This is a genomic window from Neobacillus niacini (assembly GCF_023715415.1).
GTDB classification, from domain to species: Bacteria; Bacillota; Bacilli; order Bacillales; family Cytobacillaceae; genus Neobacillus; species Neobacillus niacini_C.
Map to the genome: position 1 here is coordinate 261,764 of NZ_JAMBOB010000004.1, position 12,687 is coordinate 274,450.

Sequence of the window (12,687 nt, forward strand, 5' to 3'; positions counted from 1 at the left end):
ATGGGAGATTTAGTCTCAGTTATTATGAGTACCTACAATGAAGAACCTGATTGGTTAGAGAAATGTATCGATTCAATATTGAATCAAACCTATAGTCACTTTGAATTCCTCATTGTGTTGGATAACCCTGAAAATGAGCAATTAAAGTTACTACTGGAGGATTATCAGAAGAAAGATTCGCGAATAAAAATTATCCCCAACCCGAAAAATATGGGGTTAGTAAAAAGTTTAAATACTGCTTTAGAGCATTGTAATGGAAAATATGTGGCTCGGATGGATGCAGATGATATTTCCGATCCTGAAAGACTCAGCAAGGAAAAGAGTTATTTAGAAGAAAAGAATCTGGATTTTGTGTTTTCTGGCATGATTGTCATCGATGAGAATGACAAAAAACAGTATGAGTGGGATAATAATGCTTTTACCCCTGAAGAAATTAAAAAGGTCATGGGCATCTGGAATATCTCTCTTCATCCAACTTGGTTTTTAAAAAGAGAGGTCTATACGAAGCTTGGCGGCTATAGAGACATCCCTTACAGCGAGGACTATGATTTTTCACTTCGTGCCTTATCTAAAGGTTTCAAAATCGGAAAATTAAATGAAAATTTGTTATTGTACAGAATGAGAAGCACCGGTATTTCCAAAAGTAATAATTTTGAACAATTTATTATTTCACGAAAATTAATAAAACTATATATGAAAAATAAATTAGATGATTATTCCTATGTGAAGGACGAAATAAACAAAGTTGAAGGTCAAATAAAAACTGGTGAGAAACAAAGGTATAGTGAAGCTGAGGATATTTTCCACCAAGGTGTTGGACAAGTGAAGGAAGGTCAATATCTTAACGGATTATCTAAATTAGTAAAAAGTCTACTGATTTCAAAATACCATATCAGGAAATTTAATGAACTCATTAAATACAAAATCTTAACAAAACAAATGAAAAATCAATAAAAAATAATCCTACAGTAAATGCTGTTCAATAAGGTGATCATCCTTGAGTATTAAAAAAAATTATTTATATAACCTTGCCTATCAAGTGTTAAATATGGCTTTGCCATTGATAACCGTCCCCTACATCTCACGGGTTCTTAAACCAGAAGGTGTTGGAATATATGCCTATACAAATTCCATTGTGCAATACTTCATGTTACTGGCCATGCTTGGTATCGGAACATATGGCAATAAGATGGTTGCAATAGCCAGAGATAATAAAAAGGAATTAAGCAGAACCTTTTTTAGCATTTTTCTTCTGCAATTATTTTTTTCGTTCATCTCTCTATCCTTGTATTTAGTCTTTGTATTCTACTTTTTCGAAGAGTATAAATTAATTGCTTTGCTGCAGGGAATTGCACTTCTAGCAACTATTTTGGACTGTTCCTGGTTCTTTAGCGGTTTGGAAGATTTTAAAAAGATTGTGACCAGAAATATCTTTTTCAAGGTATTGAGTCTAATCGCTATCTTTTTATTTGTAAAGGATACTAGTGATTTAACCCTTTATACGATTATTATGGGGCTTTCTCTCTTCTTAGGATCCATGGTTCTATGGTATTACGTTAAACCACATGTGGTCCCTGTTTCCATTTCCTTTCAGTCGGTCTTTTCACATTTTAAACCAACGATTGTTTATTTTTTGCCACAAATCGCAACACAAGTCTATTTTATATTAAATAAAACGATGCTTGGTTATTTATCAACAACTAGTGAAGTCGGAATTTATGACTATGCAGATAAAATCCTAAAAATAGCATTAGCGATTGTCACTTCATTAGGTATCGTAATGCTCCCTCGGATGGCAAATACGTTTGGCAAAGGCGACCTGGATAAAGCAAATGAATATATCAGAAAATCATTGGAGTTTACCACCCTTTTAGCGATTCCGATTATGTTCGGATTAGCTGGTGTGGCACAGGAATTTGTTCCTTGGTATATGGGGGAAGAGTTTACATTAAGTGCTAATGTATTAATCATTTTAAGCCCTGCTATTTTTCTAATGGCGTGGAGTGGTGTATTTGGAACACAGTATTTAGTTCCATTAGGAAAAATGAAACAATATACTAGTACCTTGTATGTCGGGGCGATCGTAAACTTAATCGTAAATTTTATTCTCATTAAACCTTATGGTGCAATAGGAGCAGCAATAGGTACATTGGCTGCGGAAATAGCCGTTACCCTTGCGCAGATGTACTTTGTAAGGAAAGATATTCATATCTTAAAGGTAATGCCCAAGACGTTGTATTACCTCGTTTCTGGAGGTATTATGTACGGGGTAGTAAGATGGATTGGTGTATCACTTGGTTCGTCGATTTTTACTACTGTTTTACAAGTAGCAGCGGGCGTTCTTGTCTATATTACATTCGTTATTTTGTTTGAGATTTTATTAAAAGATGGGTTAATTATGAACGAGATTAAACGCAGGCGTTCAAAGTCTTAATCATATAAAAAGCGAAAAGAATTCTTAGTTAAGAAATTCTTTTCGCTTTTTTTGGCTGAGGTCTGTTGATTGGAGCTCCAAAATTAATCCTAGCACCATTACTAAACTATTTTGTTTGATAAATTTCTTTTAGTTTGTTTATGATATTTTTTTGATCGTGTTCTTCTGCTCTTTTTAATCCATTTTGAATGAGCATGTCTCTTATTTCCTTTTTATTAAGGACTTGGCTGATTCCTTCTGACAGGGCACTGCTGTTGGATGGGGGAATGAGGATTCCACTGCCGTTATTTAGTAAGTAGGAGAGGCCTCCTACATTACTTGCCACCACTGGTGCGCCGCACGCCATTGCTTCTAGTGCTACCAGTCCAAATCCCTCTATATAAGAAGGCAGAACAAAGATATCTGCTGCATTCATCCACTCTGCTATTTCATGCTGAGGCTTAGGTTCGTGGAAGGTAATGCCTACTAACGAGTCTTCTTTTATGATGGAAGTAAGTTCCTCAACAAAAGGTTTATTCTTCGCTGAACCAATGATATGTAGTTCGGCCTGAACAATTTGTTTTTTTACTAGGGCGAACGCTTTTATTAAGTCAATTAATCCTTTATTACGAGTAATATTCCCGACGAAAAGGATAATAGGGTTACTTTTATTAATCTTCAATTTAGACTTCATTTTCTCTTTGTTTGCTACTTTTCTAAAGATGTTACGATTTACTCCCATCGAAAGTAGTAGCAGCTTTTTGGATTCTACCTTATAATGGTCCTGTATTTCTTGATATAACCTCTGCCCCACTGCTATAACAAAATCTGACCTTTTTAGAATAAACGTGGTGACCTTTTGAATGAGGCGGTTTTTTTTGGCCATTTTATCTATATCCCCGCCATGCGCAGTAACAACTAATTTCGACTTCCATACTAGCTTGAAAAACAAGCCTATTAATCCTGAAGGGAAAACGTAATGAGCATGAACGGTCTGGTACTGATACCCTCTGAATAGAAGAAAGATTCCTCTAAAAAGCCATGATAAATATTTACGAATAACATCCTGTTTTTTTGTGCTTGCATTTGTAATCGCAAGAACATCAACCTGAATCCCCTCTTTTACTAAGGCCTCTACTTGATTTTTGACGAAGATGCCAAAGGTAGGTGAATTTTCACTTGGATACATATTACTTATGATCAACACACGGTTTTTCCTCAATGTCTGTCACCCGATTTTTTTATATTTTGCGTTTTTATAAAACAAGAGGCAAGTAAAATACTTGCCTCCATCGTAAGGTCGATAGGTTCCTTATTGTTTCCTTCTCTTAATAGAAATGGTATCAAAAAAGGTGGAAGATCTTAATACAACTAAGACGCCTGCAAAAACCAGCCCGCCAATAACCGTGTTAATTAAGATATTGGGAATATCCCCTAACTTAGAGAGGCCTAAATAGTGTTCTATCCCTATTAATAAAAGCACCATCACTAAGGTCGCCAATCCAATTTTCCCAACTTCTTTTGATAAGTATTTCAAATCAAAACCACCAGATATCCGGTAAAGTGTTGTAAATGTAAGAGTAGAATAAATAAAACCAACGATGGATGCAGACAGTGCTAATCCTTCTGGCCCCATAACCTTTGATAATAGATAATTTGATAGAATATTAATAACAATCGATAGAAGTCCAATCCTCATGATATAGTGGCCCTTTTCTAATGTATAAAAGCCTTTTGCGATGACAGCTTGAATACTATAAAAGAAAACCGACCCCATATAAAACAACGAATATTCCGAGGTAAGCATGGTTGCACTCTCAGTGAATGCACCACGTTCGTACACGATCCGAATAATAGGCTCTATCAATAAGACCATTCCTGAAATGGTCGGAGCAAGTAATAAAAGCATAACAGACAAGCCCCGTTCAATCCCGCGTTTAAACAAATCGTGATTGTTTTCTGCCTTTGCCTGTGCCAAAATAGGAAAGATAATTGTGGCAATGGTAACCCCGAAAATGGCCTGCGGGATACTTATGAGCCTGAACGCATAGTTTAAGTTGGATACCACACCTTCACCCATCCCTGCAGCAAAGAGCATGTTAACAGACAGATTAATTTGTCCAACGGCAATGGTAATCCTAACTGGCAGGAAAATAAGATAAAATTCATTTACCTCTTTCCAGTCGATTCTTTGTTTCCATAAGAGAAATTTCTTTGGTGAAATGATTAGGAGCTTCAAGATAAAAGAAAGAATAGTCCCTACAAGATAGCCAATTGGTACGGAATAAATCCCCCATGGCCGGTGGAATAAAAGTGCAAACAAAACCGTTACCAATACTACAATGGTTTGAGAAAAAGTAGAAATAGAAAACTTTTTCTTAGCATCAAAATACCCTTCATAGATGGCATTTACTCCAACAAAAACGACAGAGAGAAAATATAACGCAATCGTCCATTGAGCGATACTTGTCCCGTACTGATAGTTACTAAAATCAGGATAAAGCAGGTCAACTAAAAAAGGGGACAAAATTGTCCCAATAAATGCAATGGCAATCGAGAATAGAAAAGTACTCTTTATGATATTAGTCTGATGAGAGAAGCCTTTTCCCAGCACATCGAATTTATAATAGCTAGGAAGAAAGGCATCCTTCAATCCGGTTAACAAAAAAAGAATGATCGTATTAGGAATGGTCATCGATGCAAAATAAGCATCCGCCATATAGGAATCTCCATAAAGCCCAGAAATGACTAAATCCCGGATCATACTTGAAAATTTTAGAACCAATGTTGATAACAGGAGCAGTATGACAGAAATCTTCAATTTTGACATAGTATTATTCCTTAAGTGCCTTAATTAAAAATTTAGGAAGAATGGTTTGACGTTTCCACCTGACGGGTTCTTTTAAAAGGCGGTACAGCCATTCCAAACCAAGTTTTCTAAAGGCCGATGGTGCCCGCTTCACACGGCCAGAAATGACATCAAACGAACCACCTACCCCCTGGAACACTTGGGCTGAGAGATGATCCATATTGTTCACAATCCAATATTCCTGTACAGGACTGCCAAGAGCAACAAACACAATATCAGGATTTGCAGTATTGATAGTATTTCTGATGATTTGTTCATCCTTTTCATAACCGTTCAAGACGCCAGTAATATTAATATCTGGATAGAGTATCTTTAGACATTCACACGCCTTTTCGGCAACACCTGGCTGGCCGCCATAAAGGAAAATGGATTTATTATTCTTCGCGAAAGCCTCACAAAGGTGCATCATTAGGTCAATACCCGTTACCCGTTGACGTATTTTCCCTCCTTTTAATTTCGAAGCGAGGATAATACCTACGCCATCTGGGATTTGAAAATCGGCTTTATTGAGAAGCTCCAATAATTTAGCATCACTTTGAGCCTTCATAATCTTTTCTGGATTAATCGCGACAATAAATGATTTTTTATTATGACGTATCCTGTCTAAAAGTTTTTCTGTTATCTGTTCATAGGTTTCATTATTTACATTAACGCCTAGGAGATTTTCTTTCATTAGAACCACCTGTCTAAATGGTAAGCGTTGGTTTAATTTGAGCTTGAATCACCCAGAAAGTATACCTCAAATCCAGCTTGCTTCCATTTATCTTCATCGATACACTTTTTCGTATCATAAATTATTTTCGTTCTCATTTTATCCTTAAGGCTTTCTGGATTCAACTTTTTAAATTCTTGATGATTGGTCATAATTAAAATCAAATCAGCATGTTCTACTGCTTCCTCGATCGTTTTCGTTTGCTTCATAAAAATTTGTTCTTTAATATGAGGGTCGAATACACTGTATTCTATTTTTTGTTCCTCCAGCGCTCTCATTACATCTAGTGAAGGACTTTCCCTGGTATCATCAATATCAGCTTTATAGGATAAACCTAAAACAGCCACTTTCCCGTGCTGAATAGATTGTTGATCGATAATAGATATTACTTTATTCGTTGTATAATGCGGCATGGAATCATTAATATTCCTAGCTACCCCAATTATTTTTGCGGTCTCTGGCTGGAGCTCTACTAAAAACCATGGATCAACAGCAATACAGTGACCGCCGACTCCAGGCCCTGGGCTATGAATGTTGACTCTTGGGTGGTAGTTGGCAAGCTTAATGGCTTCCCAAACATTAATGTTAAGATTATCACAAATTCTAGCTAGTTCATTTGCAAATGCGATATTTACATCACGGTAGGTATTTTCAATTACCTTTACTAACTCAGCGGTTTTTGCATCGGTTATATGAATATTCCCCACAACAAAAGTTCGATATAGTTCAACCGCTAGTTCAGAGGATTTCTCATTAATCCCTCCGATTATTCTATCATTATTTATCAGTTCTTCAAAAACTTTCCCCGGGATAACTCTTTCTGGAGAGTGAGCAACAAAAAGTTCTCTTCCGATTTCTAAGTTTGTTTTCTCTAGAACTGGCAGCATGACTTTTTCAACCGTTAATGGAGGTACAGTTGATTCTAGGATAACCAAATTACCTTTTTGCAGATAAGGAACGATTGCTTCTGTTGCTTTTTCCACATAGCTAAGATTTGCTGTTTTATCATTCTTGATTGGCGAAGGAACTGCAATGATAAAGACATCTGCTTCCTCTGGCTTAGTTGAAACCGTTAAATGTTTTTGATCAATTGCCTCTACTAACTTTTCCTTTAATCCTTTTTCCTCTATATGCAATTGTTTTCGATTGATTTTATTTACTATTTCTTCATTAATATCTACTCCATGGACTACTTTACCATGATTCGCAAACATCACTGCTGTTGGAAGACCAATATAGCCTAGACCTACCACACATATTTTATTTATCACAAGTATGTCTTCCCTTCAAAATTACATTTTAGCCTATTTTCCATTATATCGAATTTTGTCGCCCTCCGACAGTATTTCATACTAGAACATATTGTAAGATATTATTGCCCTTAATTGTTTAATAATAAAAAGGGATACAGTATGAAAATATCCACTGTATCCCGCAAATTACTATTTAGTTAAAGTTGTTCCTGGGTAATAGAAATTCAGAATTTCTGTATAGGATTTTTGTTTGTCAGCCATTGCTTTTGCTCCGTACTGACTCATCCCAACACCGTGGCCATACCCTTTACCATTAATGGTAACTGTTGTTTCATTATTAACTACACTTGAAATATGATAGCTTTTAAACAATGCTCCCCCAAGAATAGAACGAAGAGTTCCAATACCTACATTCTCTTTTTCGAGAGTAAATAATTTAATGTCACCTAGGAAGGTATTTTTTATTTCCGCTCTAGTCTTTTCGGTAATGGCAATTGGTCCACCAAGGTAGAATACCTTTGGTCTTACAGATAAGCCTTTCAACCACGCTTTTGGAGCGGTTGAAAATGTATCCTTCTGTGTAAGAATGACCGGCGCATTATACTGGGCAGCTAATGCAGCCCCCGGTAAGGCGTCAATAAATAAATCTCCGTTTGCAAAGAATACATTATTTAAATCAAAGTTAAATCTCTTAGCAATTTCAACACTCGTATCATAGCGTTTCTCCCCAGCAATTCTTTCAATGTTGCTTATACCAAGAGCTTTCATTTCAGTCACAACATTTTCCGAAACGGCAATTGTTCCTCCAATTACATATGCTTTACTAATTTGGTGATCCCTTATATAGTTCTTAACATCTTCTGACAAACCGTTTGATGATGTAACCAATATCGGAATCTGATTTTTTGCCGCATAGGAGGCAATGGATAAAGCATCTGGAGATTCACTGCTGCCGCTGGTAATAATAAGCTCTGTTGAACCCGTTATCTGTTCAGCAATTTTCACAGCTGTTTGATATCTTGTATTACCGGAAATCCGGTTAACTTTTGTCCCGGTTTCCTCAATTTGTGCGATAACATCATCAGATATAGCAAGCTTTCCACCTAATACATAAACAGTGGATGGTTTTAACGATTTGATTTTTTCTAAAACGGATTGAGGTACATTATTTGATGCTGTTAATAATAATGGTGAGTTATATTTTTTAGCTAAAACTGTTCCTGTCAAGGCATCAATTGGTATATCGCCTCGACCAAGAACGACAGCGTCAGATTGGCTCCAGCCTTGATTTGCAATTGCTGTGCTTGTATCATAACGAGATTTCCCTGCTAAAGTTACGGAATAGTTTTCCGGTAACTGACTGCCTGGATTCATCACATAACTGCCATCAGCATTTTTCATATAATAATTAACAACTAAAGACCCTTTTGTTGATTTTCCATTTTCAGGATTTTTCTCAGTAATTTCAAGCTTAGGAACGGAAACGATTTTTATTTGTGCATTTGGATAATAATAATTGTTAATATAACTCTTAATATTGTTTATTACCTGCTGGTCATTAGGATTCTCAGAAACCTTTGACCACCATGCGCCCGGATTTACTAAATCTAAACCATTTGTTGAGAATTGTTGTTTATTAACTGAAAGTTTCCACGCAATTTGTGGATCATATGGATCAGGCTTAGAAGGTAAATAAGGCACATAAGCGGATCCCCAATAGTTTGAATTTGACTCAGTTTGTCCGCCATTGCTAGATGAGTAAACAGCCGAAATCAAATTACCGTTGTACCTAAGGACTTGTCCTCTTGTTTCCTCTACAGCTTTATTGGAATTTACATAATCAGGACTATTCCATATATAACCGCCATAAACCTGATACGAAATCGTGTCATCAATAACATTATTAATTCTGGCTAGTGCATACGTTCTCGCAGCAACAGTTTGAGCCTTTAAAGCTTCAACGTTCCAGCCAGCTGGCATTTCATAAGGAACAACACCCTTTAAATAATCTTCAAGCGGGAGCTTATTGATAGATTGAATGGAATTATTAGTTACCGTAAATTGCATATTACCCAGATATTTTCTGCCATTTACTGAAACGTAATGACTTTCGTATTGCTCTGGACTGATTGTAAAAGAAGTCCCATAACTTTTTACAAGACTATTATCTTTATATAGTGCTAACGAACCATTTTCGATACGCACAGTAAAATTTTGATTAGAAAGGAGATTCGTATTTGTATCACCTTCGACAATGTACTTACCATTTATAGTTACTTGGATACTTTTTTGTAGTCCTAAATAATTGTTTAGTTTAACCGATACAATAGGTCCTTCACTGTTTGCACTTGCTCTTTCCGGGGATACAGCTAACGGAAATAAAAGCAGCAATAGAAGAAATCCTAACATAGCTTTTTTCATTTATTCTCCCCCAATAAAAATGAAATAGTAATAACTTACTAGACAATATGATACATAGATTTACATATTTCAGCAATAGACAAGAAGAATGTAAGATTTCCCTATTTACTATTCTTCTATTTTTTGAAGCATGGATTCTGCGGAATACCCTTGATCACCAGTTACTTCGAAGGTTTCTTTTATCAGTCCAATACCAGGTGCAATGTAATTGGTATATATTGTTTCTGCACCTTCTACCTCATTTGTGATTTTTTGAATCACATAGACGTTAGTAAAGGTTTGATAAGGTGTCTGAACACTTTGATTCTGACTAATAATTTTCCAATCTGCCTCTAAAGTATCTATCTTTGAAATCATCACTTCTTGTTTGGTTCCTTCATTGGTACCTTCATTGGTACCTTCGAGATAGTTCTTATCAGGATCATCTGGATTTTTTATGGTCTCTACAATAGAGATTTCATTTTCTGTCCATTTATAAATAACAACACTTGCTGATTGGCCAATTGTAATGATGCTCTGAACATAGTCCCCATTATCAAAAACTACTTCTTCTGTAAGAGATGGAACATTTTCATGATCAATAAAAATCTTTTTTACTCCGACCTTAGGACGATAAACCTTTAAACCATCATTAGCGGACTCTGGACTCACAACGGAATCCTTCTTTTCACCCTTTTTTTCATCCTTCTTTTCATCCTTTTTTTCTACCTCAGCTTGGCTTTTCGATTCCACTAGTTTTTCTTCACTATTATTCTTTTCTTCTTTATTAAATAGTGAACAGCCCGCAATACTTCCTACTAGCAGAAGTACAGTGATTAAAACCCTAATCATTTTTTCTCCTTTCTAAAAAGAAAGCAAACTCAAGGAGAGTTCGCTTCTTATTTTGCTTTATTTACAATCACAGATTCTAATGATTGTGGTACAGCAAGAGGGCCGCCAATTACGTTAACCCGCTTGATTAAGTTTTCCTCTGTGTATTGGAAAAGGAAAGATTCTACATTCTTGTATAATCCGCTGCCTAATAGAATAAGTGGAGCTTTATTCTGAATGGATAGCGGTGCTGCCGTTAACGCATCCGGGAAGTTTGCCCCAGTAGCAATATTAATCGTATCGGATTTCATTTGGTCTTTAAAATACCATAAGATACTTGCCAGAGTTTCGTAACGGTTTGAACCCGCAAGTCTAACTACATTTTGAGTGCCATTTTGTTGGACTAGTTGATTTTGAATAGAATCAGAAACTACAACTGGTCCTCCAAGAATCACTGTTTTCTTACCCTTTAGATAGTTTAATGCTTCAGCTGAAATATTGTTTTGCTCCGTTAACACGATAGCCCAATTATTAGCAGCTGCGATTGGTGCTGAAGCTAATGCATCAGGGAAACTTCTAGCTGATGCAACAAATACTCCCTCAACGGAACCTAACTTTTCAACAATACGTTGATTTGTTTCTACGCGTGTTTGACCAGATATTCTCTCTGTATCAATACCTAGAGAGATAATCGCATCTTCTACGTTAGGAGAAATGGCTATCGGTCCTCCGATAATGATGACCTTTGCTGTCCCTAGACGTTTAAGTTCATCTTTTACTTCAGGAAGTAAGCTGCTGCTATTATTTAACAGTATCGGTGCTTGTCCGTAAGTGGCAGATAATGGACCAGCCGATAGGGCATCAGCAGGTTCTGCTCCTGTCGTTAAAATAACGGTTTTATCCGAATTTGCAGCAAAGCCATTTGGATGTAACATCTTTGAGATAGAAACGGATGTTAAGTAGCGTGTTGCACCTTCTAATCTAGTAGATTGAAGATTTCTTGTTATCTGTTCATTTGCAAAACTTGTCCAGATAACATCGTTTGTATTGGCTCTAACCACTCTTGCCGGTTGTTTCGTTTTTGCAAACGAAATGGCTTTATTGAAATCAAAGAACGAGGTGTTATTTCCTGCTTGATCTTGGACAATATATCTTTGTGTAAAGAAATTTGCCCAAAGGGTTTCACCAGTTGCCTTCTCTACTACTCTTGTATTTGCATAACCAGCTGCATAAGCGATTGCCTGCTGTTCAGTAGCAAAACTTTTTAATAGCCCTTCTGATTTGTGATAGGCTTCAAAGTTACTATTTTCCCAAACATCCTGCTGTGTATCTTTATCAAACACTCTTACGTTACCGTTAAGTGTCTGTGCATAATTTACCGCTTCATTTTTCGTTTTGTAGGTAGCCTTTTTATTATTATCTTGGTATACCTCAAACACTTTAAAATAAGAAATTATCGAGTTTGCTAGTGCTTGTGCAGCTTGCTGCTGATAAGCAGTTGTTTTTATCCTGCTCTCTTCCTCTCGATTGGTCATATACCCAAGTTCAACTAATACTGAAGGCATTTGTGTATTGCGAATAACATAAAAACTTTGATCATTATGGATTTTTCTATCCATTAATCCAAGTGCATTTACTACAGTTGGGTGAATAACCTCTGCAAATCGTTTACTATCATTTAAGTATTTTACCTGGAGTGGATCATATGGATACATTGGATCCAAGTTATGATAATCATAGTAATAGGTTTCATAGCCCTTTACATAGGGGCTTGTTGGTGAAGCATTATGATGTATGGAAATAAAAATACTATTATCGTTATTGCCTTTAACAAATCCGTTAGCAAGATTCGTTCTAGCTTTGAGGTCATCGCCAGAATTGGAGGCAAACCCAACATCCGCATCACGTGTCATAAATACTTTAATACCGGAGGATTTAAGCACTTCTCTTACCTTCAATCCTACGGATAAATTGACATCCCTTTCACAAAGGTCCTTTCCACTTTCCTTTGTATATCCACAGGTACCAGTGAATTTACCGCCATGACCGGGGTCAATAACGACCATCTTTTCTGCAAAAACACCTGCTGGAAAAAGGAAAATAGCGAATAAGATGCACATTCCTATAAAACTATAAATCTTTTGATTCATTCCGAACTCCTTCCCACACTTCTACAAAAATTTTTAGACTATTACATTATAACAGTAAT

At 36.3% G+C, this 12,687-nt stretch carries 9 protein-coding genes; 2 read left to right on the forward strand and 7 right to left on the reverse strand.

Annotation, left to right across the window (positions count from 1 at the left end; translation table 11 throughout):
* Both M3189_RS10625 and M3189_RS10630 read left to right on the forward strand, forming a co-directional pair.
* Complete coding sequence (locus M3189_RS10625) at positions 1-954, forward strand: glycosyltransferase (protein ID WP_251634004.1); 954 nt, start codon at positions 1-3, stop codon at positions 952-954.
* Between the two features lie 43 nt (positions 955-997).
* On the forward strand, positions 998-2,434 hold the full coding sequence (locus tag M3189_RS10630; RefSeq protein ID WP_251634005.1) for a flippase: 1,437 nt from the start codon (positions 998-1,000) through the stop codon (positions 2,432-2,434).
* A gap of 106 nt (positions 2,435-2,540) precedes the next feature.
* On the opposite strand, the gene M3189_RS10635 is transcribed toward M3189_RS10630, so the two are convergent.
* The 7 genes from M3189_RS10635 to M3189_RS10665 all read right to left on the reverse strand — a co-directional run bounded on the left by M3189_RS10635 (position 2,541) and on the right by M3189_RS10665 (position 12,628).
* A complete protein-coding gene (locus M3189_RS10635) occupies positions 2,541-3,635 on the reverse strand; it encodes a glycosyltransferase (protein ID WP_251634006.1) in 1,095 nt (364 codons plus the stop codon).
* A 90-nt stretch (positions 3,636-3,725) separates the two neighbouring features.
* Positions 3,726-5,243 carry a murein biosynthesis integral membrane protein MurJ gene (gene murJ / locus M3189_RS10640; protein ID WP_251634011.1) on the reverse strand — a complete coding sequence of 506 codons (1,518 nt, stop codon included), beginning with the start codon at positions 5,241-5,243 and terminating at the stop codon, positions 3,726-3,728.
* Between the two features lie 4 nt (positions 5,244-5,247).
* Positions 5,248-5,955, reverse strand: a complete 708-nt coding sequence (locus M3189_RS10645; RefSeq protein ID WP_251634012.1) for a WecB/TagA/CpsF family glycosyltransferase — start codon at positions 5,953-5,955, stop codon at positions 5,248-5,250.
* Between the two features lie 32 nt (positions 5,956-5,987).
* The gene (locus M3189_RS10650; protein WP_353057416.1) at positions 5,988-7,265 is read right to left on the reverse strand and encodes a nucleotide sugar dehydrogenase; all 1,278 of its coding nucleotides are present in this window, start codon (positions 7,263-7,265) and stop codon (positions 5,988-5,990) included.
* Between the two features lie 171 nt (positions 7,266-7,436).
* Positions 7,437-9,668: a SpoIID/LytB domain-containing protein gene (locus tag M3189_RS10655; protein WP_251634013.1), complete on the reverse strand. Its 2,232-nt coding sequence runs from the start codon at positions 9,666-9,668 to the stop codon at positions 7,437-7,439.
* A gap of 108 nt (positions 9,669-9,776) precedes the next feature.
* Entirely contained in the window at positions 9,777-10,499 is a 723-nt protein-coding gene (locus M3189_RS10660) for a hypothetical protein (RefSeq protein ID WP_251634015.1), read from the reverse strand.
* A 47-nt stretch (positions 10,500-10,546) separates the two neighbouring features.
* Positions 10,547-12,628 carry a cell wall-binding repeat-containing protein gene (locus M3189_RS10665; protein ID WP_251634017.1) on the reverse strand — a complete coding sequence of 694 codons (2,082 nt, stop codon included), beginning with the start codon at positions 12,626-12,628 and terminating at the stop codon, positions 10,547-10,549.
* Between the last annotated feature and the right edge of the window lie 59 nt (positions 12,629-12,687).

Coding starts and splice junctions, on each gene's coding strand:
- M3189_RS10625 (WP_251634004.1), top strand. CDS start 1: ATGGGAGATTTAGTCTCAGTTATTATGAGTACCTACAATGAAGAACCT.
- M3189_RS10665 (WP_251634017.1), bottom strand. CDS start 12,628: ATGAATCAAAAGATTTATAGTTTTATAGGAATGTGCATCTTATTCGCT.
- M3189_RS10645 (WP_251634012.1), bottom strand. CDS start 5,955: ATGAAAGAAAATCTCCTAGGCGTTAATGTAAATAATGAAACCTATGAA.
- M3189_RS10660 (WP_251634015.1), bottom strand. CDS start 10,499: ATGATTAGGGTTTTAATCACTGTACTTCTGCTAGTAGGAAGTATTGCG.
- murJ (WP_251634011.1), bottom strand. CDS start 5,243: ATGTCAAAATTGAAGATTTCTGTCATACTGCTCCTGTTATCAACATTG.
- M3189_RS10655 (WP_251634013.1), bottom strand. CDS start 9,668: ATGAAAAAAGCTATGTTAGGATTTCTTCTATTGCTGCTTTTATTTCCG.